This is a genomic window from Bacillus sp. FSL R7-0685 (genome assembly GCF_038002425.1).
In the GTDB taxonomy this organism is placed as follows: Bacteria; Bacillota; Bacilli; order Bacillales; family Bacillaceae; genus Bacillus; species Bacillus subtilis.
The window spans coordinates 14,696-41,238 of record NZ_JBBOCN010000002.1; the positions used below are offsets into that span (position 1 = coordinate 14,696).

38 protein-coding genes are annotated in these 26,543 nt (G+C 48.3%); 34 read left to right on the top strand and 4 right to left on the bottom strand.

Annotated elements, in window-relative coordinates; translation table 11 throughout:
- Positions 1–21 precede the first annotated feature (21 nt).
- The 20 genes from MKY50_RS21345 to MKY50_RS21440 all read left to right on the top strand — a co-directional run bounded on the left by MKY50_RS21345 (position 22) and on the right by MKY50_RS21440 (position 14,164).
- Positions 22–2,307 carry a DNA polymerase gene (locus tag MKY50_RS21345; protein WP_341117427.1) on the top strand — a complete coding sequence of 762 codons (2,286 nt, stop codon included), beginning with the start codon at positions 22–24 and terminating at the stop codon, positions 2,305–2,307.
- Complete coding sequence (locus MKY50_RS21350; RefSeq protein WP_341117428.1) at positions 2,307–3,014, top strand: 3'-5' exonuclease; 708 nt, start codon at positions 2,307–2,309, stop codon at positions 3,012–3,014. The genes MKY50_RS21345 and MKY50_RS21350 overlap by 1 nt, the downstream gene beginning before the upstream one ends.
- Positions 3,015–4,076: a hypothetical protein gene (locus MKY50_RS21355; RefSeq protein ID WP_341117431.1), complete on the top strand. Its 1,062-nt coding sequence runs from the start codon at positions 3,015–3,017 to the stop codon at positions 4,074–4,076.
- Complete coding sequence (locus MKY50_RS21360) at positions 4,076–4,273, top strand: hypothetical protein (protein WP_341117433.1); 198 nt, start codon at positions 4,076–4,078, stop codon at positions 4,271–4,273. The genes MKY50_RS21355 and MKY50_RS21360 overlap by 1 nt, the downstream gene beginning before the upstream one ends.
- A gap of 41 nt (positions 4,274–4,314) precedes the next feature.
- On the top strand, positions 4,315–4,830 hold the full coding sequence (locus MKY50_RS21365; protein ID WP_341117436.1) for a hypothetical protein: 516 nt from the start codon (positions 4,315–4,317) through the stop codon (positions 4,828–4,830).
- Entirely contained in the window at positions 4,831–5,028 is a 198-nt protein-coding gene (locus tag MKY50_RS21370) for a hypothetical protein (protein ID WP_341117437.1), read from the top strand.
- Positions 5,028–5,390, top strand: a complete 363-nt coding sequence (locus MKY50_RS21375) for a hypothetical protein (RefSeq protein WP_341117439.1) — start codon at positions 5,028–5,030, stop codon at positions 5,388–5,390. The genes MKY50_RS21370 and MKY50_RS21375 overlap by 1 nt, the downstream gene beginning before the upstream one ends.
- A gap of 5 nt (positions 5,391–5,395) precedes the next feature.
- Positions 5,396–5,581, top strand: coding sequence for a hypothetical protein (locus MKY50_RS21380; protein WP_046341161.1), 186 nt, complete (start codon positions 5,396–5,398; stop codon positions 5,579–5,581).
- A 4-nt stretch (positions 5,582–5,585) separates the two neighbouring features.
- Entirely contained in the window at positions 5,586–5,954 is a 369-nt protein-coding gene (gene nrdI, locus MKY50_RS21385; protein ID WP_341117442.1) for a class Ib ribonucleoside-diphosphate reductase assembly flavoprotein NrdI, read from the top strand.
- Positions 5,926–8,019: a class 1b ribonucleoside-diphosphate reductase subunit alpha gene (nrdE, locus tag MKY50_RS21390; RefSeq protein WP_341117444.1), complete on the top strand. Its 2,094-nt coding sequence runs from the start codon at positions 5,926–5,928 to the stop codon at positions 8,017–8,019. Before nrdI ends, nrdE begins: the two co-directional genes overlap by 29 nt.
- 19 nt (positions 8,020–8,038) lie before the next feature.
- Positions 8,039–8,245: a hypothetical protein gene (locus tag MKY50_RS21395; RefSeq protein ID WP_341117445.1), complete on the top strand. Its 207-nt coding sequence runs from the start codon at positions 8,039–8,041 to the stop codon at positions 8,243–8,245.
- A gap of 18 nt (positions 8,246–8,263) precedes the next feature.
- Entirely contained in the window at positions 8,264–9,229 is a 966-nt protein-coding gene (nrdF, locus tag MKY50_RS21400; protein WP_341117504.1) for a class 1b ribonucleoside-diphosphate reductase subunit beta, read from the top strand.
- A 105-nt stretch (positions 9,230–9,334) separates the two neighbouring features.
- Positions 9,335–9,958, top strand: a complete 624-nt coding sequence (locus MKY50_RS21405; protein ID WP_418910712.1) for a dUTP diphosphatase — start codon at positions 9,335–9,337, stop codon at positions 9,956–9,958.
- Positions 9,959–10,180, top strand: coding sequence for a hypothetical protein (locus MKY50_RS21410; protein WP_326132359.1), 222 nt, complete (start codon positions 9,959–9,961; stop codon positions 10,178–10,180).
- Positions 10,181–11,011 carry a thymidylate synthase gene (locus MKY50_RS21415; RefSeq protein ID WP_341117446.1) on the top strand — a complete coding sequence of 277 codons (831 nt, stop codon included), beginning with the start codon at positions 10,181–10,183 and terminating at the stop codon, positions 11,009–11,011.
- 39 nt (positions 11,012–11,050) lie between these two features.
- Complete coding sequence (locus MKY50_RS21420) at positions 11,051–11,614, top strand: 3D domain-containing protein (protein ID WP_341117447.1); 564 nt, start codon at positions 11,051–11,053, stop codon at positions 11,612–11,614.
- A gap of 15 nt (positions 11,615–11,629) precedes the next feature.
- On the top strand, positions 11,630–11,776 hold the full coding sequence (locus tag MKY50_RS21425) for a hypothetical protein (RefSeq protein WP_341117448.1): 147 nt from the start codon (positions 11,630–11,632) through the stop codon (positions 11,774–11,776).
- The gene (locus tag MKY50_RS21430) at positions 11,777–12,598 is read left to right on the top strand and encodes a hypothetical protein (protein WP_341117449.1); all 822 of its coding nucleotides are present in this window, start codon (positions 11,777–11,779) and stop codon (positions 12,596–12,598) included.
- Entirely contained in the window at positions 12,595–13,164 is a 570-nt protein-coding gene (locus tag MKY50_RS21435) for a dephospho-CoA kinase (RefSeq protein WP_341117451.1), read from the top strand. Before MKY50_RS21430 ends, MKY50_RS21435 begins: the two co-directional genes overlap by 4 nt.
- A gap of 37 nt (positions 13,165–13,201) precedes the next feature.
- Entirely contained in the window at positions 13,202–14,164 is a 963-nt protein-coding gene (locus MKY50_RS21440; RefSeq protein ID WP_341117452.1) for a DNA cytosine methyltransferase, read from the top strand.
- Here the strand turns inward: MKY50_RS21440 and MKY50_RS21445 are convergent.
- Positions 14,137–14,517: a hypothetical protein gene (locus MKY50_RS21445; RefSeq protein WP_341117454.1), complete on the bottom strand. Its 381-nt coding sequence runs from the start codon at positions 14,515–14,517 to the stop codon at positions 14,137–14,139. The two genes, MKY50_RS21440 and MKY50_RS21445, sit on opposite strands and share 28 nt — an antisense overlap.
- Positions 14,518–14,612: 95 nt before the next feature.
- On the opposite strand from MKY50_RS21445, the gene MKY50_RS21450 reads away from it, so the two are divergent.
- The 3 genes from MKY50_RS21450 to MKY50_RS21460 are packed head-to-tail and all read left to right on the top strand — an operon-like array spanning position 14,613 to position 16,354.
- Entirely contained in the window at positions 14,613–14,987 is a 375-nt protein-coding gene (locus tag MKY50_RS21450; protein ID WP_341117455.1) for a sigma-70 family RNA polymerase sigma factor, read from the top strand.
- A gap of 28 nt (positions 14,988–15,015) precedes the next feature.
- Positions 15,016–15,501, top strand: a complete 486-nt coding sequence (locus MKY50_RS21455; protein WP_341117456.1) for a hypothetical protein — start codon at positions 15,016–15,018, stop codon at positions 15,499–15,501.
- Between the two features lie 49 nt (positions 15,502–15,550).
- Positions 15,551–16,354, top strand: a complete 804-nt coding sequence (locus MKY50_RS21460; RefSeq protein WP_341117458.1) for a hypothetical protein — start codon at positions 15,551–15,553, stop codon at positions 16,352–16,354.
- Positions 16,355–16,395: 41 nt separating this feature from the next.
- On the opposite strand, the gene MKY50_RS21465 is transcribed toward MKY50_RS21460, so the two are convergent.
- Both MKY50_RS21465 and MKY50_RS21470 read right to left on the bottom strand, forming a co-directional pair.
- The gene (locus tag MKY50_RS21465) at positions 16,396–16,833 is read right to left on the bottom strand and encodes a hypothetical protein (protein ID WP_341117459.1); all 438 of its coding nucleotides are present in this window, start codon (positions 16,831–16,833) and stop codon (positions 16,396–16,398) included.
- Between the two features lie 105 nt (positions 16,834–16,938).
- Positions 16,939–17,142, bottom strand: coding sequence for a hypothetical protein (locus MKY50_RS21470; RefSeq protein ID WP_129092604.1), 204 nt, complete (start codon positions 17,140–17,142; stop codon positions 16,939–16,941).
- A 414-nt stretch (positions 17,143–17,556) separates the two neighbouring features.
- Between MKY50_RS21470 and MKY50_RS21475 the strand changes: the two genes are divergently transcribed.
- The 8 genes from MKY50_RS21475 (at position 17,557) to MKY50_RS21510 (ending at position 21,716) form a co-directional block, all read left to right on the top strand.
- Positions 17,557–17,778: an XRE family transcriptional regulator gene (locus MKY50_RS21475; RefSeq protein ID WP_341117461.1), complete on the top strand. Its 222-nt coding sequence runs from the start codon at positions 17,557–17,559 to the stop codon at positions 17,776–17,778.
- A 108-nt stretch (positions 17,779–17,886) separates the two neighbouring features.
- A complete protein-coding gene (locus tag MKY50_RS21480) occupies positions 17,887–18,894 on the top strand; it encodes a glycosyltransferase family 2 protein (RefSeq protein ID WP_341117505.1) in 1,008 nt (335 codons plus the stop codon).
- Between the two features lie 433 nt (positions 18,895–19,327).
- Positions 19,328–19,714 carry a phBC6A51 family helix-turn-helix protein gene (locus MKY50_RS21485; RefSeq protein ID WP_341117462.1) on the top strand — a complete coding sequence of 129 codons (387 nt, stop codon included), beginning with the start codon at positions 19,328–19,330 and terminating at the stop codon, positions 19,712–19,714.
- A 439-nt stretch (positions 19,715–20,153) separates the two neighbouring features.
- The gene (locus MKY50_RS21490) at positions 20,154–20,312 is read left to right on the top strand and encodes a hypothetical protein (protein WP_278071997.1); all 159 of its coding nucleotides are present in this window, start codon (positions 20,154–20,156) and stop codon (positions 20,310–20,312) included.
- Positions 20,313–20,317: 5 nt separating this feature from the next.
- On the top strand, positions 20,318–20,596 hold the full coding sequence (locus MKY50_RS21495) for a hypothetical protein (protein WP_341117463.1): 279 nt from the start codon (positions 20,318–20,320) through the stop codon (positions 20,594–20,596).
- A 114-nt stretch (positions 20,597–20,710) separates the two neighbouring features.
- A complete protein-coding gene (locus tag MKY50_RS21500) occupies positions 20,711–20,848 on the top strand; it encodes a hypothetical protein (RefSeq protein WP_268273546.1) in 138 nt (45 codons plus the stop codon).
- A gap of 212 nt (positions 20,849–21,060) precedes the next feature.
- Entirely contained in the window at positions 21,061–21,393 is a 333-nt protein-coding gene (locus tag MKY50_RS21505; RefSeq protein ID WP_341117466.1) for a hypothetical protein, read from the top strand.
- 74 nt (positions 21,394–21,467) lie between these two features.
- A complete protein-coding gene (locus MKY50_RS21510) occupies positions 21,468–21,716 on the top strand; it encodes a hypothetical protein (RefSeq protein ID WP_341117467.1) in 249 nt (82 codons plus the stop codon).
- Here MKY50_RS21510 and MKY50_RS21515 read toward each other — a convergent pair.
- Positions 21,713–22,264: a tyrosine-type recombinase/integrase gene (locus MKY50_RS21515; protein ID WP_059336177.1), complete on the bottom strand. Its 552-nt coding sequence runs from the start codon at positions 22,262–22,264 to the stop codon at positions 21,713–21,715. The genes MKY50_RS21510 and MKY50_RS21515 overlap by 4 nt on opposite strands.
- A gap of 26 nt (positions 22,265–22,290) precedes the next feature.
- Here MKY50_RS21515 and terL point away from each other — a divergent pair, with 26 nt between their 5' ends.
- The 3 genes from terL (at position 22,291) to MKY50_RS21530 (ending at position 26,531) form a co-directional block, all read left to right on the top strand.
- Positions 22,291–24,117 carry a phage terminase large subunit gene (gene terL / locus MKY50_RS21520; protein WP_341117469.1) on the top strand — a complete coding sequence of 609 codons (1,827 nt, stop codon included), beginning with the start codon at positions 22,291–22,293 and terminating at the stop codon, positions 24,115–24,117.
- 19 nt (positions 24,118–24,136) lie between these two features.
- Positions 24,137–25,711, top strand: a complete 1,575-nt coding sequence (locus tag MKY50_RS21525) for a phage portal protein (protein WP_341117507.1) — start codon at positions 24,137–24,139, stop codon at positions 25,709–25,711.
- Between the two features lie 88 nt (positions 25,712–25,799).
- Positions 25,800–26,531, top strand: coding sequence for a phage scaffolding protein (locus MKY50_RS21530; protein WP_341117471.1), 732 nt, complete (start codon positions 25,800–25,802; stop codon positions 26,529–26,531).
- Positions 26,532–26,543: the final 12 nt, after the last annotated feature.

The following is a 26,543-nucleotide window of genomic DNA, read 5'->3' on the forward strand; positions in this document are numbered from 1 at the left end:
CGCGAGGAAGGAGGACGACGGATGGAAGGCTTACGGTTAAACTTGAACTCGCTTAAGCCGGCGGCACCGAAAACGGACGCGGTCCAGGCGACGGCCAAGCGGAAGGCGAAAGCCAAGACCGCCGAGCCGATCGAGGAAAGCTGGCGTAAGATATTCGCGATGAAACTATCGGATGTTGACCGCAAACGACTCACCGAAGTCAAGGCGGCTATGGATGCGGGGAAGCTGGCGCGCGATCCGGCTGACTGTGTTAATAAGGCCGGCAATCCTAAAGCGTTCAGCAAGGCGGAGGCGCTCCGGCTTTGGAAGTTTTTACAGGAAGCCCAGCGCGAAGAAACCTTGCGGCAGATGGTCGAGAACACGCCGGATAATTACGAATTAATTACGACTGAGGAACGATTTCAGGCGCTGATCGATGCGTTGGATAACGAAACAATAATCGCAGTTGATACCGAGACAACTGGCGTAGATGTTTATACGGACGTAATCGTTGGGCTTTCGCTGACATTGCCAAGCGCTGACTGGCACGTTTATATACCGGTAGAGCACGTTGATTGCGAGCAGCTAAGTCGCGAATATGTACTCGAAGGGCTGGCGCCTGTATTTAACGATGAATCAATCGGCAAGGTTTTACACAACGCGATATTCGATATTGCGATGCTTCGGCGGCATGGATTCGATCTTAAAGGCGTCGTTTGGGATACGCAGATAGCCATGCATTTGCTGAACGAAAACGAGCGTGACCGTTCTTTGGGCGGCGCAGGATCTTTTAAATTAAAAGACTTGGCGCCTAAATATTTAAAAACACCGGCAGACACTTTCGATGCTTTGTTCGGTAGGAATGCGCAATTTAAAGAAGTCCCATTAGATATAGCGCTAGTTTACGCTGCGAAGGATACCGAATTAACGTGGAAGCTATACGAATTTCAACGTCACCACATGACGAAAATGCCTACGATTCTAGATTATTACCAAACCGTTGAAGTTCCGATGCTGTACGTAATCGTGGATTTAGAGGCTAACGGGTATATCTTGGACTTGGATTTCGCGAAAGAATACGGAGAAAAGCTTCATAGGCGCGCAGAAGAGTTGCGTCAGGAATTGGTCGCAGAGTTAGCGCCGTTCCATGAAGGAGACGCACCAATAAATCTAAACTCAACCCAGCAGATGCGCCCCGCAATTTCAAAGGCGATAGGAAAAGAGATTCCGAACATGGACGCGAAGAAAACATTAAAGCCGTTGAAAGACGACTACGAGATCATCGCGAAACTTCTAGAGTATAAAAATATCGTTAAGCTAATTGGCACATATATCGATACGCTACCGACAAAGCAGAATCCGACAACTAAGCGTTGGCATTCGCGTTTCAATCCGATGGGAACTGTAACGGGTCGATTTAGTTCGGGCAAGGACGAGGAAGATACAACAGAGCAAGGTTTCAACGTACAGAATCAGCCACAAGAAGCACGTCCAATGTTTGGTCCTCCTCCCGGAAAGGTGCTAATGGGCGCCGACTTTAAAGCACAGGAAATCCGATGCGTGGCGTACTTATCAGGCGAGCCGGTTCTCATAAACGCATTTTTAGAAGAACGCGATCCATACGCAATGATGGCATCCAACTTCTACAAGCGGCCGTACGAGGAAGTTTATAAAAAACCTGACGGATCTGACACGAAAGAGCGTAAGCAAATGAAAGTCGTATGGTTAGCGACGCTGTACGGTATGAGTGATTATTCTCTCGCGGATATGCTAGGCGTTAATAAAAAAGAGGCGACCGAGTTCAAGGAAGAGCTATTCGGAAGTATGCCGAAGTTATCTGCGTGGCTGAAAGAGAACGAAGAATTTGTGAAAAAGAACGGCTATGTTTGGGCGGACTTAAAAGCGCGAAAACGTCGGCTTCCCGACGCTAAACTGCCCCGCAAAAACATTCCGTATGGAAAATGGAATGATCCGAAATACGATGCCGCAAGGAAACACAACTCTCGAATTAATCGCGCTTTACGCCAAGCGACAAATGCCCGCGTACAAGGATCATCGTCTATTCAAACGAAAGTCACGATGATTAAGGCGCACGAATATTGCGCTAACAAACCGGGCTGGGCGCTGTGGTCAACGGTGCATGACGAACTCATTTTCGAAGTTCCGGAAGATTTTACGTGGGAAGAAGCGCAAGAAATTCGCGATATCATGCTTAATTCTTACCGATGGGGTGACGTTGTGCCAAACGGAACGGATATCGAAGTAATGCGCAAATGGGGCGAAGGTGTGCCCGTGGAAGAATGGTTTAAAAACAAGGAGGCTGAATGATGAAAAAGACATACGTTGTGCTCGACTTAGAAACGACAGGACTCGATTACAAGTCCGAACAAATTACGGAAATTGGTGCGATTAAGATTGACGAAAGCTTTAACGTAATTGATCGCTTTCATACGATGGTTGCGTTGGAAGAGGGGCGCGAGCTGCCGGAATTCATTACAAAACTAACCGGCATCACTGCGGCGGATCTCGAAGGGGCGCCGACTGAAACCGAAGCGCTCGAAAAGCTTAACGAATTTATCGGTGATGCTGTCGTAGTTGCGCAAAACGCTCCGTTCGATCTGTCGTTTATCAGTCGAGGAGGAATCGAGCCTGAACGGTTCTATTGTACACGAGCTATGGCGCGTTTTGTGGAGCCGGAATTGTCTGCGAGCCTTAAGGACGTTGCTAAACGAAATGGTATCTCGCTTGAAGGACATCATCGAGCGCTTAATGACGTAGAGGCGACGATAGAAGTGTTTCGGACATACTTGAATAGAATACCAACTTGGTTCGGTAGTTACCTCAATATTGTGATGGATTCTCCAGACCGTCCGTTAAAATTTGTCCCTAAAAACGCGATTGTAAGAAGCACGCTGAACGTTGCGTTAGATCATGGAGAATTACTTCTTATAATGCGAGCGTTATCTGAGGAAGGTGAAGAGCTTGTAATTAAGTTCGGAGAGATAATTGCACGTACGATGAAGGGACGTGATTAATTGACGAACCCAAACGCACGATCAGCCGCAAACTCACTGCGCGCCCAATTAGCGCCGGCGCCGCCCGAGCCGACCACTTACGCGCAGCAGATTGCGGATGAACTCATCGAATATTTAAACGAATGGCACTCGCAGCCCGAAGCTTGGGACAACGAATTGGATGCGCAAATACACCGATGGTATGCGGATGCTCCGAATGTAAAACCGAAGTTCCCGTATTTCTCACCTTCGTCCGCTAACGCCTGTGCTCGCGAATTATACCATAAAGCAAAGTACGGAAAGAAAGATAAATTCAAGATACCGCCATATCAAGGACGCTGGCAACGAATCGGTACCGCAATTGGGGACGTTATTCAACGCGATATTTTATTCATGGAAAAACATTTCGAAAAGTTAGTCGGACGTCCATGTCCGTTTAGTTTTGAGCGTAACAAGGATGGCACACCGATGTTTGAGGACTTCGCGAAAAAGAATCACTTAGTAACACATAATGGACAGTCGTTTCACCTTTTCGGAACATGCGACGGGATCATGCGCTATGTAACTGAGGACGGAGAAGTCTTACGCGTCGGCCTCGAAATCAAGTCGAAGCAAACCAGCGCGGCGCGGACGTCTTATTACTCGCTGAAAAAGCCGGACGAAAAGCACGTAAAACAATGCTACTCATACGCGGTTATGTATGACGTCGATCTTTACGTAATCCTTTACGTTAATGGTTCGAAGAAGGCGTGGGAATATGACGAAGGTGAGTTCGAAAAGTCACCGGATATTCGCGCTTTCGGACTAGAGATCGGAGAGTCCGAGATTAATTCCGTTCTTGATAGATTCGCAGATATCCAGGCATCTATCAACGCAGGAAATCCGCCGGAGATTGACCTTAACGGATGGACATTTAACAGTTATAAGACGGAATGCGCGAAATCTCTTACGGACGGGGAGCTAGAGGAAATTCGCGATAAAGTTTCACGGGTCATGCGATCGAATGTGTATCCGTCTACTAAACAGCAGTACGCCGGGGCGCTAGAGTTTATCGAAAAAGTACGCAAAGGGGAGGCGGTTTAATGACGAAAGAAGATGTACTAGATAAAGTCGAAAGAATTCGTAAATCATCCGGAGATAACGAAATTGCCCACTCGATGGAAGATGTATTATATCTCGATGTATTAAAAGAAATCGCGCTCGGTGCTGAGAACGGGCGGGAATTAGCAGAAGCCGCGCTTGAAGCATCGAATATTGATTTCGATCGGTGGTACGCGTGAGTAGCGCCAAGCCTATCCGGTGCCTCGCGTTCGATACATCGATGACCTGCCCTGGCGTCGCGGTAATCGAGGTGCGCAACCGAAAGCCTACGATCAAGGCGCTGTCGCACGTTAAGCCGAATTCCAGCCGATCACATGCGCACAGAGCGGAAGTTATCGAAGGGTGGGCGAAGGTCTTTCTCGATAAAAACTGCCCGCGGGATGGCTTCGACTATGTGGTGCGAGAGGACTTCGCTGGCAAGACGTCGACCTCAAACTATCCGGTGCTGGCGGCATGGAACGCGTGTGAACGGGCAACGTCGCGATTCGGGTTGACGTTCGATAAGTTCCGAAAGCCGGGCAAACGTACGGCCGACCTCGGAATATCCGCAACGACGGTCAAGTTGAAGGTAGCGGGGGCGGGTAATGCGGAGAAAGACGAAGTGCAAGCGGCGGTTCAGCGGATTACGGGATATACCGGCGAGTTCGCTAATTTCGATGAAAGCGATGCGGCTGCGATTGGGCTTGCGTGGTTGATTCACGAAGGCGTAATAGATAATCCGAAGGAGGACGAATAGATGAATCAAGGATATTTTTTAATCGCTGGTAAAACGGAGGGGTTTAGTTATGAGGACGCTAAAGTTCTTCGCTGCGGCTCCGAGATCGATGCAGAGAGCCTTGTCAACTCCCTTAGACACGAAGGCTATTCGATCTTTTACGTCACTAAAACTGTCGATCGAATCGATGATAACGTGGCTATCAGGGAGGCGGAGTAATGGAGCGCTTAATTAAATGGGGAACGATCGCTGTAATCGCGTTGACTGTAATTTCTCTCGTAGTTGTGGCGCCGTTATTTACAATCGCGTCTTACAATAACGAAAACACTTACGTAATTAAGGTGACGGACAAAGAAACGAAAACCACCGAAGATTCCTCGAAGTATCTAATTTTCGGAGAGGACGAAAAAGGTAACGCAAAAGTATTTGAAAATACGGATGCCTTGTTTGCGCGGAAGTTTAATTCCAGTGATCTGTACGCGGAGATTGAGATCGGTAAGACTTATGAGTTCAAGACGATTGGCTTCCGGGTTCCGTTTATGTCGCTTTACGAAAATATCATGACGATTAAGGAGAAGTGATACGTATGATGGGATCAGCGACTGACGCGCAGCTGCAGCAGATGTTACGGATTCATCGCGAAGGACTTGCCGAAGATGATTACGCAATCAGTCGGCATGAACGGCAGCTTATCGAATTGCGAATCGAAAGAGATCGTCGGCTTGCGAATATAGCGGCGCTGGAAGAAGAAATCGAGAGACGGAAGGGTTGAGCGGATGCTAATCGCTTATTATTCGCGGACTGGCAACGTACGCCGATTCGTCACAAAGACCGGTCTGCCCGCCGTTGAAATAACGCCAGACCTAACGCTAGCCGAACCGTTCGTTTGCGTGACTGGGACGTACGGCTTCGGTCAGGTGGCACGGCCGGTGGCAGATTTTCTTGCGGCTAATAGCGCATACTTGGCGGGCGTGGCTGCGTCGGGTAACCGTAACTGGGGCGATAATTACGCAAAGGCGGCGGATATAATCGCGACGCAATACGGCGTGCCGATGGTCGGGCGCTTTGAATTAGCGGGCACGGACGCAGATGTACGACAATTTATCGAAAGGGTGAATGCGTTTGACGAATTACATCGAACTTAATAACGAAATTATGCTACAGAAGGACGGCCGGTTTCAATTCGAAAAGGATCTCGAAGCCGTCCGCGCTTATTTTATTGACTACGTAAATCAAAACACCGTATTTTTCCACGACCTGGGCGAAAAGCTCGACTACCTACGCGATAACGATTATTACGAAACCGAATTTCTGGACGCCTATACGTTCGAAGAAATCAAGGCGGTCTATAAAGCGGCCTATGCGCACAAATTCCGATTCCCTTCGTTTATGAGCGCCTTCAAATTCTACAACGACTATGCGCTGAAGACGAACGATGGCAAGAAGATCCTCGAACGCTACGAAGACCGGGTCGCTTGCTGTGCGTTGTTCTTCGCGGAAGGAGACGCAGCCAAGGCGCTCGAGTTCGTCGATTTAATGATGCGCCAGGAATATCAGCCGTCTACGCCGACGTTCTTGAATGCGGGCCGTAAACGTCGCGGCGAATTAGTTTCGTGTTTCCTGCTCGAAGTGGGCGATTCGTTAAATGACATCGAAAGAGCCGTTGGAATCTCGATGCAGCTTTCGAAAGTGGGCGGAGGCGTATCGTTGAACTTATCTAAGATTCGCGCGAAAGGTGAATCGATTAAGGATATCGAGAATGTAACGAAAGGCGTCGTCGGAGTTATGAAGCTCCTTGATAACGCGTTTAGATATGCGGATCAACAAGGCGCAAGAAGTGGGGCAGGCGCAGCGTACCTTAACGTATTCCATGCGGACATTCACGACTTCCTCGATACGAAGAAAATCTCGGCAGATGAAGATGTGCGCGTTAAAACGTTATCTATCGGCGTTGTCATTCCGGATAAATTCATCGAACTAGCGCGGGAAGATCGTCCGGCTTACGTTTTCTATCCGCACACCGTATACAAAGCGTATGGAAAGCACTTGGACGAAATGGATATCGGAGAAATGTACGATCAGCTCGTCGATAATCCGGCAGTGCGTAAGGAGAAAATCAACCCGCGGAAGCTACTCGAAAAGCTCGCTATGTTGCGTTCCGAATCGGGCTATCCGTACATCATGTTCGAAGGCAACGTTAACGCGGCACATACGAACAATCACATTTCGAAGGTTAAGTTTTCGAACCTCTGTAGCGAAGTGCTTCAGGCGTCTCAGGTTTCCGAATACACCGACTACGGCGAACCGGACGAAATCGGCCTCGATATTTCGTGTAACCTCGGATCGCTCAACGTTGCAAACGTAATGAAAAATGGCGACTTCGAAACGATCGTTAAGCTGTCCGTCGATGCTCTAACGCGAGTCTCGGAAACTTCGAATATCAAGAACGCGCCGGCAGTCGCAAGAGCTAACCGGGAGATGCGTTCGATTGGACTTGGCGCGATGAACCTGCACGGTTACCTAGCGCAGAGCGAAATCCCGTATGAATCGGAAGAAGCGCGGGATTTCGCTAACGTATTCTTTGCGTTGGTGAATTATTGGTCGCTTGTGCGTTCGAATGAGTTAGCGCAACAGACCGGTAGCACATACGAAGGCTTTGAGGGATCGACGTATGCTGACGGTAGCTACTTCGATAAATATGTCGCGGGAGATTTCCGTCCTAAAACGGAGAAGGTTGCGCGGCTATTTGAAGGCGTAACGATACCGGCGCCAATTGAGTGGGAAACGCTACGGGATAACGTTGTGATGCACGGTCTATACCATTCGTACAGACTTGCGATTGCGCCAACGGGTTCAATTTCGTATGTGCAGTCGGCTACGGCGTCGGTCATGCCGATTATGGAACGGATCGAGGAACGTACGTACGGTAATTCGAAGACGTATTATCCTATGCCGGGGCTATCGCCGCAGAATTGGTTCTTCTACAAGGAAGCGTACGACATGGATATGTTTAAGGTCGTCGATATGATCGCAACGATACAGCAGCACGTCGACCAAGGCATTTCGTTTACGCTGTTCTTGAAAGATACGATGACGACGCGCGATCTGAACCGGATTGATTTATACGCTCATCATCGCGGCATTAAGACGTTGTATTATGCGCGTACAAAAGACACCGGCCAGGATTCGTGCTTGAGTTGCGTAGTTTAAACGAAGAGGAGGCGGAGAGATGATTAAGTTTCAAGTTGTTATAACTAACGAGTATGTTGATCGAGATACAATAGCGCAAATGAACGAGAAAGGGTGGACGTTTGTAACTACGCTCCCAGCAAAATCGGTTCATCCTTACTCAGCGGATACGGATAAAGCAACGATATTCAGTCGATATGAAACGGCTGAATTACCTATAGAGAGTACGGCGAAGGAGGACGAATAATTGACGAACGCAAACGCAATCCACACGGCGGCCGATTGGTCGCGCCACGAAGACGACTTTACGCAAATGTTCTACGCACAGAACGTTAAGCAATTCTGGCTTCCGGAGGAGATTTCGTTAAACGGCGATCTCTTAACGTGGAAGTCGCTGAGCCCTACCGAGCAGACGACGTATATGCGCGTCCTGGCTGGCCTAACGCTTCTGGATACGGAGCAGGGAAACACCGGAATGCCTATCATCGCGCAGCACATCGGAGGGCACCAACGCAAGGCCGTCCTGAATTTTATGGCGATGATGGAGAACGCTGTCCATGCGAAATCCTATTCGAATATTTTCATGACGCTCGCGCCTACCGAAACAATTAACGAAGTTTTCGAATGGGTTAAGACCAATTCGTACTTGCAGCGGAAGGCGGAATGGATCGTCGGTTTATACAACGCGATTGAGCCGGGCGATGATATTTCGCTGTATAAGGCGCTAGTCGCTTCGGTATATCTCGAAAGCTTTTTGTTCTACAGCGGATTTTATTATCCGTTATATTTCGCGGGCCAAGGCAAGCTGACGAACTCAGGCGAAATTATATCGCTTATTATCCGCGATGAAGCAATCCACGGCGTTTATACCGGCTTGCTTGCGCAGGAAATTTATAACCGTCAAGATTATAGCGTTCAGTTAGAATTACGCGATTTTGCGGTCGATTTACTGACGGAGCTATACGATAACGAAGTCGCCTATGCCGAAGACCTTTACGATGAGGTCGGTCTGACGCACGACGTTAAAAAATTCATGCGCTATAACGCAAATAAAGCGCTGCAAAACCTCGCGTTTGAGCCGTACTTCGAAGACGAAACGCCGAATCCGATCGTGATGAACGGACTTAGCACGAAGACGAAATCGCACGACTTCTTTTCGCAGAAGGGGAACGGTTATAAGAAGGCGACGGTCGAGTCGCTTAAGGATTCGGATTTTTATTTCGGGGAATAAGCGTCCGGACTCCGAACTTTATACGCATCTATTTATGAAGGCGATGTGCCAAATGGAAAGTTAATACGCAGTTATATATGAGGACGTTACGAAGGAGGAAACGAAATGAACGTAAATATAAAACGCTTATCGCCGGACGCTCAAACGCCAACCTACGCACACGCAACGGACGCTGGCTTCGACCTAGTGGCGGCCGCCGACGTAATTATCGAACCGGGCGCTACTGCGTGTGTGCCGACGGGGTTGGCGTTCGAGATTCCGGAGGGCTACGAAATGCAGATCCGACCGCGATCAGGCATTACGCTGAAGACTAAATTGCGGGTGCAGATCGGTACTGTAGATTGCGGATATACGGGCGAGGTTGGCGTGGTTGTCGATAATATCGCACAGGCGCCTGAGTCAGTTTCGCGGATGGTTAAGGATATCTCCGGAAGACTTATAGCGAGTACTGACCGAGAACTACATCGTTACAATACGTACATCATCCGCAAAGGCGACCGCCTGGCCCAAGCGTTAATCAAGCCGGTCGAACAGGCGGTGTTTACGGAGGTTGATGCGCTCGGCGATAGCGATCGAGGTGCGGGCGGCTTCGGGAGTAGCGGGGTTATTGCGCAGTCTTACGAAAAGGCTAACGAAAGAAACGGCAGCGCGTTAGAAAGATTAGCGAAGGAAGAAACGCATTTAAAATCCATCGGACTAACATTTGATTTACCGAAGGAAGACGCTTAGATGACGCAAATATATGCGTGTTTTCTAAACGGTAAGCTTTACGGATGCGGCGACATCGAGTATATGAACGACCTATTTCGCGATTACGTTGTTAACTGCGAGATGTACGGAAAAGACGATTGCACATTCCGAATAACTACGAAGGAGAAAGCTCGCAGATTATTAATTAACGAAACTATCTACGAAAACGGCGAAGCATTAAAACGATTGGAGGACGAATAAATGGCGGATAAACAGTACTTAGACTTAGCGCGACACATATTAGAGAACGGCGTTGAGAAGTCCGATAGAACCGGAACGGGCACGCTGTCGACGTTCGGTTATCAGATGCGCTTTAATCTTCGCGAAGGCTTTCCGTTGCTTACAGCAAAGAAGCTGCACTGGCCGTCAATCGCGCATGAGCTGCTGTGGTTTCTAAGCGGGGATACAAATACGAAATATTTAACGGATAACGGCGTACGAATATGGAACGAATGGGCTGACGAAAATGGTGACTTAGGTCCGGTATATGGACAACAGTGGCGTAATTGGGAGTCGCAATATCGGCTAGATTGTATCGATAATAGTTTTGTTGAGTTATCGACCGATCAAATTGCCGATGTTATAAAGCAAATTAAAACGAATCCAGATAGCCGTAGGTTACTAGTTAACGCTTGGAATGTCGCTGACTTACCGCATATGGCTTTACCGCCTTGTCATTTCGCATTTCAATTCTACGTAGCAAATGAACGCCTGTCATGCCAGCTATACCAGCGATCCGGCGACGTATTCCTCGGCGTTCCGTTCAATATCGCTAGCTACTCGCTGCTAACGCACATGATCGCGCACGTTACCGATCTAGAAGTTGGCGAATTTGTTCACACGATTGGTGATGCGCATATATACACGAATCATATCGCTCAAATAAAAACGCAACTGACAAGAGAGCCGCGAAGTCTTCCAGAGTTGCGTATTAAAAGAAAAGTCACGGATATCGACGACTTTACGTTCGAAGATTTTGAGATTATCGGATACGAGCCGCACCCTAAATTAACCGGAAAAGTAGCGGTATAAGAAAGGACTGATTTTATCGGTATACTAACGAATCTAGCGATGTCAACGCAATTACTTACGAACCCGACCGCCAAGCCGCCGGAGCCTCCACCGCCAGACCCGCCTCGCATTACCGAAGAAGAGGCGGCGCTGCAAAAGGCGGAAGCTGATGCGGAAAAGAAAGACGAACGCATACAGGCGCTTGAGAACGAAGTGGAGACGTTGAAGGCGGAAGTCAAAGCGAAACATAAGACGCGACCTAACGAAAGTGTTAACGAAAAGCCAAACGCGAAGGGACCCGCAAAGCAAAGCGTATGGCAAACGTTCGAGGCTTCGGCTTATACGGCGGATTGCCCCGAAGGTTGCAGCGGAATAACAGCGACCGGCATAGACGTAACCGGAACGATCTACCACGCCGGCAAGCGCATCATAGCGGTCGATCCGTCAGTGATTGCGTTGGGCTCGACGGTCGAAATAAAGCAGGCGGACGGCACGACGTTTGAAGCTGTGGCGCTCGATACTGGAGGCGCAATTAAGGGCGCCAAGATTGACGTATTAGTTGCGAATGAAACCGACGCGGTACAGTTCGGACGGCAGTCGGTTCAGGTTCGCGTAATAAATTAACGGGAGGGCGATCGGATGGTTTATGACGGACTAGCAGCGATCATTGGCGCGAAAGTTGTTGAGGCGAGCGATCATTTAATAGTTTTCGATAATGGAATGCGGATAGAATGCGAAGACATCGAAAGTTACCTAAACGTATCGCAATATAAGGAGGCGGAATAAATGACGGAAACTAACGCTAAGATTCACGTACTGGCTGACGAAACACTTGGCGGCATCAAGCGCGAATACGTAGAGGTCGATCGGAAGGCGGAGGTTGGCGATAAGATCGTAATTGTTACGAAAGCTGATGGCGAGGAGTGGTATAAAAACGGCGATGTTTTTACGGTAGACCGCGAGTATCGTCCCGCAGACGGAGACGTAGAAAGTGACGGGGCTTCATCCGACACGAACAGTAGCGGGCTTATCTATCGCGAAGAATACCGCGTACTCGAACCGACTGACATCGTCCACATTGGTACGCAACGCTACGAATTAACCGATCGCAAGGCGGGAGTGGGCGAGAAGGTTATTGTCACAAAGAGCGATACTTTTCCGGTAGGTCATACCGATTCAGTAGCGTATTATTACACGAGTTTTGACGATGGGACGGTTGAATTGTCTGACGGCGTGACGGGCTCAACATTCTTTGATCGTACGATTGAGGAATACCGTGTACTCGTCCCGGTCGAAGCCGAAGCCGATGAACCGCAGCCAGCCGACATAATCGACGTCGTATCTAATCTGGCGACGCGTGTTGCGGACTTAGAGCGCGAGAATAAAAAACTACGCGCGGCTTTGGACGAAGATATGAAAATCCGATCCGAAAACGCTCGCAGGTACTTAGCGCTAAAAGACGAAATCGACACGCTGCACAAAGACAATCGGACGCTCGGCGAGGAATTGGCTCGGTTGAAGGAAAGTACAACCGGAGTTAAAGGCGAAAAGTTATTTACCGCGGACGAATTGGCGGCAATTATCGAAAGGTTGTTGATGCGCCCATGAAGATCGCCCTAACCGCGCCACTACGCGCAGGTAAGTCGGAGGCCGCCGGGTATTTGTCGCTGCATTACGATTTCCATCCGTTCGCATTCGGCGACGAACTCAAAGCCGCCTTCCATCACGCTTTCCCTTCCGTACCTGAAAAGCCGAAGCCGCGCGCGTATTATCAGAAGTTCGGACAGTGGGCGCGAGAAGCTTTCGGTGAGGACGTTTGGGTTAACGCAACCATGACGAAGGTGGACGCTTACCTGGAGCGGCATGGTTGCGGTTGTGGCGCCGGCCTAGCGCCGATGCTTAAAAACCGCGTGCTTGTCGAGGATTGCCGGCAGCCAAACGAATACGCCCGACTGCGCGCCGAAGGTTTTACGCTAATACGCATTACGGCGCCGGAAGCTTTACGGATTGAACGCGCGAGAAAAGCCGGCGATGACTTCGACTTGGCGGCGCTGAAGCATCCGACCGAGCTTGCGTTGTTAGATTTCGAAGTTGATTACGAAATTGCAAACGACGGCACGATCGATGAATTATACGCGAAACTGGACGCGTTGATGGCGGAGGTGTTGATTTGACGAATATACCGAATCACGAACCGAAAGGAGCGAATATATGGGCGATTTTAACTTAACGCCACAACAGCCGGCAAACGGACTTACGGTACTCGAACTATTCTGCGGAGGCGGGCTCGGCGCAATCGGCTTCAAGGCGGCCGGCTACGACATTGTTAAGGCGCTAGACTTCGATAAGAATGCCGTTAAAGCATACCGTCACAACTTCGGCGATCACGTTGCACAGGCGGATATTAACGCAGTAGATGTCGACAGCTTACCGAACACAGACGTTATATTCGGAGGCCCTCCGTGTCAGGACTTCTCGGTCGCAGGCAAAGGCGCCGGCGCTGACGGTGAGCGCGGTAAACTCGTATGGCGATATCTTGAAATCATTGAACGCAAGCAACCGAAAGCCTTCGTGTTTGAAAACGTAAAAGGGTTGATAACGAAGCGCCACCGTCCCACATTCGATGCGCTTATCAGGAAGTTTAACGAAATAGGTTACGAGATTAGTTGGAAAGTAATAAACGCGTGGCATTACGGGGTAGCACAGAAGCGTGAGCGCGTGTTTATCGTCGGAATTCGAAAAGACCTTGGATTCACTTTCGAGTTTCCGAAGCCGTTAGAAGGCGATTATCAGACGCGAGTATTGCGGGATGTTATCGGGGATTTGCCGGAAGTAAATACGGGCACAAATGCGCATGTACAAACAAGAGCGACTACGATAAAACCGGAGCACTCTCTATCAAATCAGCGTTCATATAAAGCGGATTTTAAAGAGGCCGCAAGAACGGTGACAGCAAGTAGGTTGGACCACGCTGAAATACACCCGAAAGCCTCACGACGTTTCACCGTTCGTGAATGCCTTCGAATCCAATCTGCGCCAGATACTTACGTCCTGCCAGACGATATTTCTTTATCGGCGCAGTATCGGATTGTCGGAAACGGAATTGCTTCGCGCGTTGCGTGGTATATCGGACGGGCGCTTGCTGATCAACTGCGGCTTAACTCGAAAGCATAAACGCCTTCAGGATACGCCATGTACGTCTGTTTAGCGGCTTCACCTTCGCCGACCATATAGAAACGCAACGGTAAGTCTTCTTCGCGGAATCCTGCGGTTTGTAGTACCTTACTGGCGGACTTGTTATACGAACGCTTATCGAACTTGAACGGTTCGACGTCAGCTTTTACGTTCTCAGGCTTTGCGCAAACAAGACGGCGTGCTTCCTCGTCGTATCCAAGCGTTAAATAAAACGGCGCTTTGTTAGGAAGGCCGATAATATTACGAGCGCCAGACGATACGTAAATTCTTCTTTGCGAATCAAGCGTTATATATGCGTCGTTATTCTGCGCTGATATCCAATTAATTGCCACGGAAACCACCTCGATTATACATTATACGGAAATTATATTCGCTTTTAGGGCGAAAGTCAAACGATAAGGGGGCGATTGTTATAGGAACGGTCAAAGTGGATCTACACCGAAAGGAACGCGAATTCGACGCAGCCTATGCGCTCGATAACGCAGAAGGCGTTAAGCTGTTGCTCGCCGATTATCAGAAGTTCGTCAGCCGGAAGCGTTGCGGAGATTACGACGCGGCTACGATTCTTATAGATATTCACAAGGCGCTTGATTTAGCGAATTTAACGGACCGCCAACGCCAAGCGATCGAGCTCGTTTACTTCGGTGAACTAACGCAAGCCGAGGCGGGCGAACGGATGGGCATTACGCAAAAGAATGTTAACGAGACGCTAGATCGATCAGTTGAAAAGATTGCGGATATTTACTACTACTGGGCGAGCCATAACGAAGGGTACACGATAGGAGGGCGAATCGATGGATAAAGCGTTGTTGCACGAAACAGTTACGGAAATGTACCAACGAACTAAGGCCGGAAAGCTGGCGCGCCAGGAACGTATCGAAGAAACTATAGCGTTAGTAAACGCTTACTATGACTCTACCGGAGAACAGCCGGACGCTACCGCGCTTGGCCGAATGGCTAATCTCATAATTTACGAGGAGCTTTCCGATTCACACCCGGATAAAGTTACGCGAAATGAATACCCGATTATGAGTGACGAGCAGCTAGCTAGACGAAAGGAGGGGAAGCACCGCAAGAAAAATGATAACCCACGTATAGAGGTTCCATTGTCAATCGGTCAGAATTTCGGAACGGACGGGAAAAACCACTCGTACCCAGTTAGAAGGCAGAGAAGTGAGAGAGAGTCCGCGTATGTGAATAAGGCGTCTCTTTCGAAGAACAAGAGCAGGCGAAGAAAGTATCGCAAGTTCATAAGTGGAAAAGCGCCGGGACAATTCACCGTAAATATCGCCACTGGCGAAAAAACTTATCATTGATTAGGCGCTTATATAGCGCTTTTTATTTTACTGAAAAGGGGACGATTGTATGAGTAAGAAATTGCGAGTTGTGAACACGGAAACCGGGGAGGACTTATCGGAAAGCTATACGCTGCGTCACCGAAACCAAGACGAAGCCTTCCGCCAGCAGCAGGAAAAGACGGCCGATCGTCGCGACTTCTCTAACGCGAATATGTCTAATATTCACGAAGTCTATAGCGCTCTTACGACGGCGCAGTGCGGGTATTTAATGCTTCTCCAGTGCTACGTCGACTATAACGGTGTTCTCGTTAAATCTAGCCGCAACAAAACACCGATGTCAACATCCGACATGATGGGCGTACTGCAGCTCAGCAAGAAGCCTCGGACATTTTACGATTTCTTAGCCGCATGCATTGAACGCGACATTATACGGGAAGCCGACGACGGTTATAGCGTAAATGAACGCTACCACTTCAAAGGAAACTTCGGTAGCCAGTACGTTGTTAAGCTGTATACTGCGAAAATTAAACGCGTGTATAGCGAAGTTAAGGCGACAGACATCGGTCTTATTTATCGTATGCTACCGTTCATTCACTTCGAAACGAACGCACTTTGCGAAAATCCTTTCGAAAAGAATCCGAAGCGTATCCGGTGGTTTAATAGGAAGGAACTTGCGGAGGCTATCGGAGTAACGCCAGACACGCTCGGACGCCGTCTTAAGCAGATGAAATTCGATGGTGAGTACGTTGTTGCGCGTATTAAAGTCGGTACAGAGCCGGAGCGCTTTACGTTTAACCCTAACGTTTTCTATCGACAATCTAAGACGCCGGACAAAACGTTGATTGCGCTGTTTAACGTTAAGAAGGTATAAAACGAAAAAGGACGCCCGTTAAGGCGTCTTTATTTTTGCGCTTATTTCACGTTAAAACGCGCTGACTCGAAAGTCCCGATATAATGGCGCTTGCCTGAATCCGTATAACAATCGATCTGGATCACGTAGCTTCCAGCGCCAGTTTTACCGCGAATCGACTTCACACTAAACGACTTCATTGGCGTAGCGGTCTTAAAGCTTCCGCGCTGCGCCAAACCCGTATCGGTCAGCCCGCCACCTGAGCGCTTTTTATAAACGCCGGCCGTGTAATAAAGCGTGGCCGCGCCTTTCTTTTCGGCCTTCCAATCGACCGACTTTGCGTTGCTTGTATACGTAGTCGCATCCGTATATACGCGAGCTTTATGCCCGAAATTTTCCGTCTGCCAGCCCGACCAGGCTGCGTCTGCTTGCGGCGCCAAAGCGATAGTACTCGCGATCAAAGCCGCGGTGATTACGATTGATTTAAATAAACGTTTCATACGATTTCCTCCTCGACCTGCAGGCGCGCTCCACACGCAGGGCAGCACGCGTCAGGTTTAATTTCTACGTCAAGCCTTGCGTAATTACATTCGTTACAAGCGTATTCAATCATCGTTCATAGCCTCCGTTTCGACTTCGATCCGATAGCCGAAATATTGTAGCATCGAATTGATCCCAATTTGGTAAGCGCGCCCACATCGACCGAAATTGGCGGCGGGGCGCTCGTATAGATCGAGGATCTGCGCTTCCTGCTGCGGTGTAAGTGCCGGTGTATCCGACCATATTTTGCGAATCATAAGCTGCTGCATACCGTTATCGCCTCCGTTTGAGTGCGACGACCAGGCCCGCGATTGCAACGATCAGGGCCGCCGCCGTAATTACGATTGATAAAGCCGTTAACATGGCGCGCTCGCCTCCTTGTGTTTTCGTTTTTGATACGGTACTATAGGAGACACGGGGAGGACTCTCACATCTATCCCCGTATCAACGTTTCTGGCGCTAGTCGTTTTTGCGATTAGCGTTTTTTGCGTTAACGCAGGCTGTTGCCAAATTCGTTAGCGCAATGACGAAGTTTACTATCGCCGTTATAATTAGTACCGTTTCCGCGTTCAATTCGGTTTTCCCTCCTTTCTATAATTCTATTATACGCTAGCGTATAGACTACGTCAACAGTAATTGCGGAAAAATATTCTCTGGCGTATAATTAACGCGAGGTGATCGAAATGAAACTTACGGTAAAACCTCGTCTTGGTGCGGTTCTTTCGCAGCTAGATTGGTCGCAATCCGAATTATCGCGCAGATCCGGCGTTCCACAGGCGTCGATATCTCGGTTTGATCATTCCGAAAGGCATTACGATTGGCATGTCGCATCGATAATGAAAGCAACCGGAGCCAAATACGAAGAATTATTCGAAGTAAAAGAAACGGAAGAGGACGCTGAATAATCGGCGTCTTTTTTCGTCTTGAAATTCAGGTGCGAGTTGGTATAATTATCCTATCGATACCGGTTCGGGAATTCCCGAACCGAAAGGGTGGACGAAATGACTCCGAAAATGAGCGTTATTATACCGGTATACAACGGCGAAAAGTACCTACGCGACTGTTTAGATAGCGTGCTCGGACAGACTCTGAAGAATATCGAAGTTTTGATCGTAGACGACGGTTCATCCGATTCAACGCGGACTATATTACGTTATTACGAAGCCATCGACGAACGGGTTAAGCCTATCTACCAAGCGAATCAAGGACCGGCCACGGCACGCAATAATGCGCTTAAACAAGCGCGAGGCGAATACGTTGCGTTTATCGACGCTGACGATTGGATCGAACGAGAAACATACGCAACAATGTACGAAGACGCCGTCGAAAATAACGCCGATATCGTATTTACAGATGTATGCTGGGATTACGAAGACACAACGAAAAGCTATACGAAAAGTTATTGCGCAAAAGCAAATACGCCGTTAGATAGGGACGAAATAAAGGCGGAAATATTGACGGACTTTTTATATAACGGCTCTTATGGCGGCGTATGGAAGGTAATCCGCAAAAGTTTAATAGATACGTATGGTTTAGCGTTCCCTGACGGTAAGTATCTCGGCGAAGATTGGTTGTTTAATATGGACGCGTTTACGTACTGCCGGACGGCTTACTATATCGATATACCGTTGTACCATTACCGGCAAATAAACGACGAGAGTTTGATGCGCAAATATAACCCGCAGCTATTCGATTCGTACATAAACGGCAATACGCTAGAAACGTACGCGAAACGGTGGGGTTTGTATGACGAAAAGGTTTCGGTTGATCTTGCGCGACGGAAGTGTTATATCGCAGTGAACGGGTGTATACAGAACGAATTTAAGCCGGGCTGCGATAAAGGGCTGCGCGAAAAGCTAGCGTTGATTGAGCGAATAGTCGAGCATCCGAACGTAGGTAAGGCGGTGGAGTTAGCGTTGCAGCACGAGGAAAGCTGGGCGCGACGGATTTACCTGGCGATGCTAAAACGGAAGGCGGTATTCGGGTTGTTCTTGGCGGGGAAAATACTATCGATGAGATGACGTTGAGTTAGCGTCATCTTTTTTCGTATGGTCCGATTCTCAATTACGGAAAACTAATTGATAATGAACACGACTTTATTCGCACAAATCGGCGAAAAACACGACTTTATTCGCACAACCGAAAAGTGGGTTCGCGCTTAGAGCCGCAAGGGATACAGCGATTTTAGGCGCTCAATCACTTCTTAGTCTTGTGAATCACAAGCCTCTGGAACTTCGGCTGCGCCTTCGTCCAGTATTATCGCGATCAAGTAATTGTTAATTAATATCTGCGCGTATGTAGGGAACGAAGTGACCGGAATTAGCGCTATGTTTAAATACATACGGAAAAGATTGCGTTAACTTAACGATAATACCGTATAATTTCCCCCGTTAGTTATCTATGTATTATAGAGGACGTAAAGCTACGTAAAACTTAACGGAAAGGAGGGCGGAAATGGCTCGGAAACTTAGCGAAAAACAAATCGCTGCTATCGAATTTTTATCGCAGCCGAACAGAGGCGGAATGACTTACGATCAGATTGCCGATGAAGTAGGCGTTACAAGACAGACGTTGCATAACTGGCGAAACAGCGATGACTTTTACGAAGAATTAAAACGCAGAATTAAGAAGCAATCGGCCGAAAGAATGCCGGATATCATAGCGTCAATACCCGATCATATTATTAACGATGGGAATGCCGCAATGCTACGGACGTATATGCAGTGGCACGATATGCTGACGGAGAGAACGGAAGTGGACGTTAAGAATGACGGTAATAACATAGCCGATATCAAGGCGGAAATAGAGCGTCTGAGGGCGCAACGTAAAACGGAAGAATAGGCGGACAGTAATATATGAAGCGTTCCGATAGCGGTAGGTTACACCGTTTGACGGGCGCTTTTATTTTATCAGCCGAGGCTCCTTGGCGCGCGACCCCTCGATCACTTTGACGAAAGCCCGTCCGTTTATGCAATATCTTATACATATCGCGCCATCACTACCATATATATAAACGTTGATATATCGCGGTTCATACGATGCATAAATAAAACGTAATACATAACGCAATACAAACACGAATGAATGCCGTCATATCAACGACCACACCGCCCACCCACTGTAACTTAATCCGATAATGTTACACTCGATATGCAAAACGGTGCATACCGTATGAAAAACGAAAAGGGGCGGGGGAGGAAAAACGAAAAGCCCGGGCGCCAGGCACATTTTAAACGCGCATTCCAAAAATTCACTTTGACTAAACGGAGGTGTTCGCAAAATGAAGTACGCAGTATTTACCGATTACGGTCCCGATGCTGACCCGATGTTATTCGAATCGTACGAAGATGCTTACGAGGACTATAACCATCGCGTTAAAACAGAGTCCAGAATAGCGTCATACCTTTGCGTAGTCATCGGCGATTCAAAACGGAGGTGATCGTCATGCAACGAGGAATCGAAAGCATTATCGCTGATTTATCGGAATTCAAAGGCGAAGACGTAACGGTAAGCGATCGCCTGACAACAGACGGCTATTTTATCGCGGTTAAGTTTTCCGAAAAGCTTCCGGAGTCTGAAATCGCAGTAGTCGGCGGTACCAATCCGCCAAAGGAAGCGCTAGATGCGCTAGGGATATCGCTAACAGACGCACCTTATTTCGGAGTGACAAGCGATTTCTTAAGAGGAGCGGAGTGGGCTATCGAACAATTACGTAATAGATAACGATTCTACCACGAAATTAAAGCGCCACAGCCGTTTTAATCCAGCCGGAGGGTATTCGGTAGGGTAAACGTTAGAAACGCTAATTTCGTGTGATTTCGAAGGGAGGACGAAAGGATGGACGAATTTAAAACGTTAAAAGAAATCGTCGAGCAGCTAAAGGATTGCGGATATGAATGCGAGGCAGGCCCGTTATTGGACAACGTGGCATTTCAGAAGCTTATGGATTTGGCGGGCGTAGATGCGGAGTGGTGACGCTTGAAGAGATCGGTCAAGAGTTACGGAGATGCACGGATGAATTGTTTCCTTTCGCAAGCCTAGACGATAAATAGACGCAATCAGAACGAGGCTTCCGCACCCTACGGCGGCGGTCTTTTTGTGCTTGCGTTAGCCTACGGGCCGACCGGAATAGGCTTCCGAGCCTTCCGGTACGCGAGCGAATAAGAAACGAAAAGGAGACGATGTGAATGGCGGACAAACGCGTATCAGACGAGATCAACGTAAAAGTAAACGTAGAGGTATCCGAAGCTATTACCGGCCTCAAAGCGCTTCAGCGCGAAGCAAAGGCGGCGACAAAGGCGTTGGCTGAATTGCGGGAGGAGCAGGTGGAGATTAGCGTTGCTGAGGCGGCACGTACTCTCGAAAAATCTCTCGAAAATTCTAACGTGGATGTGGATGTATCGCAGCTAAAAGAGGCTCTCCGGGTGTTCATACCTACCGCAGTTTGTCGTGTTAGTGCGCAAGAAGCCGGTGAGTCTATGCGAAAACTTCTCGATGAAATCAATAGAGGCGAGCGTTAGAAATGAGTAAGGATTTCGCATGGTCATGCGTTGGGCTAACGTGTATCGCGAAAGGGATTCGCAAGGAGGAAGCGATGTGGTACATCGAAAAAGCAGGCGATCAGATGGGCTACATTGAAGCAACGGCCTCCCTTCGAGCATTACTACATCGTTCTTATTTCGAAGGTTGTCAAAGTATCGCGGCTTTCATTTCGAAAGTAAAACGGGATACGGCCGGTTTGGATAGAGAATCCGTTTTTCGCTTCTTGCATGAAAATGTCGGAGCTTTGGCGATTAGGTTCGTGTGGATTCTGATGAACAACGAAAAAGCACCGCAGGTTTAAACCTCGATGCTTTCGTAAGCTTCCGATATTTCATCGGCCGTTATTCCGATGTATCTCAACGTTTCGCGCTCGCTCGAATGTCCGAGTATAGACATAATGCGCGTAATATCAACGCCGTTTTCGTGTAGCCGATAGCCAAACGTCTTACGTAGCGAATGCGTTCCTATCGCGCCGATTTTATCCGCAATGCCGGCCCGTTCGGCAGCGTCGTTGAGTATCCGGTACGCTTGAACGCGACTAATCGGCTTGCCGCCTCCTTGCCGGCTGGCAAATACGTAGTCTTTATCGTCAGCGTCACTTAGATACGTTTTGATTTCGCGCAACACGGACGAACTAAACGTAATCTTACGCTTTTTCTTACGTTTTTGCTCCGTAATGACCAGCGAATCTTGGCCGCGAAGATCCCCGACCTTAAGCGTTAATAAGTCGCTGATACGCAGCCCAAAAGCGGTTCCGAGCGTCAATAACAGACGGTTGCGACCGTTTAGGGCGTTCTTCAGTTTATTAAAATCGCGCTTAGATTTAATCGGGAATACTTCGTTAGCCATTTCGCTCACTCTCCGTAACTTAATTTTTGTTTTGTTACACTCATGATAGCGAAAATGATGACGAAAGTCAAACGAAATTAAACGAAAAGGAGGCGATCTTTATCGCATGGGTTGACGGACGCTGGTTCAAACCGGCTGAACGCGCTGAATTAATCAACGTTCTAACTGAATACTTAGACGCGTTAGATGAAACGTACGGCGACGACATTCCTGCGTCAGAGATCGCCGATTATTACGAAAAAGCGACCGAGCTTGAGCGGCTTAAACGGATTCATCGATGCGAAGGTAATCTGCTCGAGTTCTCAATCGAATATTTCTCGGACGCACGCAACCCGGATAATGACGGTAACTGGGATGGCTTCGATATAACAGACGTTAGTGAAGCGCCTGATTTCCACGTAGAGATATGCGACATTATGAACGTCGTGTCTTCCGAAAAGGTTAACGAAAAGATAGCGGCAGCGGCGCCACGTTCGCATGCAAAATCGACTTACTTATCGAAAGCCTTTCCGGTTCACGAAATCGTTTATCGGCGCCGGAAATACACGATCATTATTTCGGAAACGCCTTCGGTATCGAAAGCGAATATGGAATGGATTCGGAATCAGCTTAAGTTTAACAAGAAATTACGCGCCGACTTCGGGCCATTATTGTCGCCGCAAGACCAAGCGAATATCATCGATAACTCCGAATCGTTCATCGCGTGGCATCCAGACGGAGATAGCCGAAAGCAGCTCGCGCTAGTCCAAGCGGCCTCTACAGGTCAGGCGTTGCGTGGACGTAACTGGAACGGTACGCGGCCGGATCTTATTATCTGCGACGATTTAGAGGATGCGCGCCCAGGAGGAAACGCCAGTACGCCAGAGCAGCGAAATAGTCTCCGGAACTGGTTCTCACAGACGGTCATGCCGTTAGGAGATCCGAAAGGAAAGCGGACGGCCTTCGTTTACATGGGAACGACGGTCCACATGGATGCGCTTTTGATGCACGTTCTATATAAGCGGTCGGACTTTGTTACGAAAGTTTACCGCGCCATTATCAAACAGCCGGAACGTCTCGATCTTTGGGAAAAGTGCCGGCTTATTTATATTGATCGCGAAAATCCGAACCGATTAGCCGACGCAGAACGGTTTTATAAAGAAAATGAAGCCGAATTATTGCGTGGTAGCCAAGTTTTATGGCCGGAAGTCCAGCCGCTGTTTAAATTAATGCGCTGGAAGTGGGATAACGGCTCCAAAGCGTTCAATACCGAGTACATGAACCATCCAATCGACGAGGAATCGATGATTTTTAATCCGGAAAAGTTCACGTACCACAACGGCAATATCGATTACATGAAATATGATGTTTCCCTTGCGGTGGATTTCGCGATGGGGAAAGAGCGCGGAGACTACTCTGCAATTACGACGGTCGCTATCGATAAGATTAGCGGCTCTATTTACGTTATTGATGCGTTCGGTCAGCGTTTGAAGCCGGACGAGTTTATGAAAGTCATCGTTGAGAAGGTCGTTCAGTACCAGCCGACTGTAATTGCGGCCGAAGCGCAGGCAGCGCAAGAGTTTTTCGTCGATGAGCTTAAGAAGCAGTTAACGAAAGCCGGTTATCCGGCAGATACTCGCGTTAAGAAAATAAAACACCGTAGTCGTAAAGAGCTCCGTATCGAAGCGTTATTGCCTTCAATCGAGAACGGAACAATCCAGTTTGACCGGAGACATGCGCTATTGCTGGAGCAATTCGAACAGTATGGCACCGGAGCACACGATGACGTTATCGATGCGTTAGAAATGGCGGTTTCTGCTGCGGCTAAATCGCGTAGACGCAAAGGCGGCAATGTCGGTAATTACCGTTACTAAACGAAAGGAGGCGTTTTAAATCGTAATTGTAGATCGGAATTTTATTAACCCGTTTCAATTCGTGATACCTGTAGAAGAAGCAATCGGTTCGCGCGAATTCCAACGTATTTGCGATGAGATTAAGCTTTACCGGCGCTATGAAGGCAGCCTAAACGTTTGGTCCGACTATATTAAGCCGGACAATATCGCATATGAACCGACTACACTTTCGATGAACTACCCGCGAAAGTTGATCGATACTATGGCGGCTTGGCAATTCGAGAAAGAGCCGAAAGTATCAGTACCCCCTGATGTAATCGACGATCCAGCGCAAATGATGCAACCGGGTTACGAGCCAAGTGCGGAACAGCAAGCGGAGAATAGTCGTGCTAAAGCGAAAGAGCGGCTATTAAAGTGGGTTTGGGACGACAACCGGATGCATGAAAAGCTATTGGCTGCGGCTAAAGATCGCGCTATCAGCCGTACCGGCGTATACGCCCGATTGCACTACGATACACGTCGCGGCGAAATTAAAATTTTGTGGCATCCTTCGACGGAAGTTATCGCAGTTCATAACGAGTGGGATGCCGACCAATTAGACGCTGTTCATTTTGTAGCGTGGCTTGACGAAGATCAGACGCGTCTTTGGAAACTTTCGTACTATCTCGTATGGAAAGGCGATGAAGAAACCGGCGTCTATGATTGCGAGATTGAGGAAGCCGTTTATGACGACGGATTGTCCTTGCGCGATCAGAGAGTCAAAAGAAAATCGATGGGGCTCGATTTTATCCCGGTTGTTCATATCCCAACGGACAAACTTACGGGACACAGCGAAGGTTACAGTGAGATCGAGAAACTGATCGATACGGCCGACGAAATTGACCGCAAAATATCGGATTACTCAGATGCGCTTCGGTTTGAAATGTTCGCGATTACGTTGCTAACTGACGTAGAATACGATCCGACAAAGCCGTTTCAAGTCTCGCCTAGCGCGATTTGGGATCTAGGTGAATCGGGACAAGACGGAGGAACGCCGGACGCGAAGAAGCTTGAAAGCGGATTTAAATTTAAAGAGGCGATTGAAGCGTACCTTGACCGGATGCAGAAGCGGCTCCACGAAATCAGCGAAGTTCCGATGGTCAATACGGCCGACATGAATACCGGTGGTATTAACGATATGGCGCTGAAGCTGTTATATGGCTCGATCATTTCGAAAACGCAGCGGGCTTGGATCGTTTGGCAGTCCCGTTTACAAACGTTGAACGAATATATCTTGCGTTATATGAAAGCACGCCAAGAACATCCGCGATTCAAATACGACAGTAAGCTTCTATCGCAAGTCGATGAGTATTACGATAACAAAATTATCTTCGGACTTCCTTTACCGGAAGATCAAGCGGCGTTAATTACGCAGTTAGGCGAAGAAATTTCTAACGAAATGGAATCCGTAAAGGGCGCAATCGCTCGAAGCGGAAAAGAAAATCCGGAAGCTAAATTTATGGAGATCTTGCAAGAGCGTAATCTTAAGATGCAATCGCAAGACCCTTACGGTGATTCTGCGAACGGATCGCCGGAAGATGAAACAGAAGAAGACGACGAAGATCCTAACGCATAAACAACGCTTGACCTACGATATGTCGTTAAACTATCGGTTGTTGTTTTGCGTAATCCATAGCCGACGGGCTTTAAACGGAGGTATACGAATGGATGTACAACGAAAGTTATTACGTTTAAACCTACAATTTTTCGCGGAACAGGAACCGGAAGAAACTAACGCTCAAACTACGGCTGGGGAGCCGGAATCAACACCGACTGAGCAAACACAACAACCGGAAAAGACGTTCACGCAGGCCGAACTTGACGAGATTTTAAATAAACGGCTTGAACGCGAGAAAAAGAAGCAGACGGAAGTGGAAGAGCAGCTTAAACGATTAAAAGCATATGAGGAAGCGGAAGAAGAACGCAAAAAGGCAGAAATGTCCGAAGCTGAACGCTTAAGAGTCGAAAAAGAAGAAGCGGCCAAGAAAGCGGAAGAGGCTACGGAAGCAGCTAAAAAAGCTCAAGAAGCGGCTAATCAACGGATTATTAACACGGAGCTTCGCGCTATCGCTCGGTCACTTAACGCAAACGATCCGAATCAAGTTCTCGCGCTACTCGATAAGTCAGCGGTCCAGATTGACGAAGAAGGTAACGTTGTTGGAGCCGAAGAAGCAGTCGTGGCGTTTAAGGCGTCCAGTCCGTGGATGTTTAAGCAACCGATCGGAGCCGACGCAATGGGCGGAAGCAATCCTTCGACTAACAACACTCAAACGGAGATTGTTGCGAAAGAAAAAGAACTCGAAGAGGCTAAACAAAAAGCTCTTAAGGATAGTAGGTACTCCGGAACAGTAACCCGGATATTCAATGAGCTTTTAAGTTTAAAAAACAAACGGTAATTCAGTCGCCTT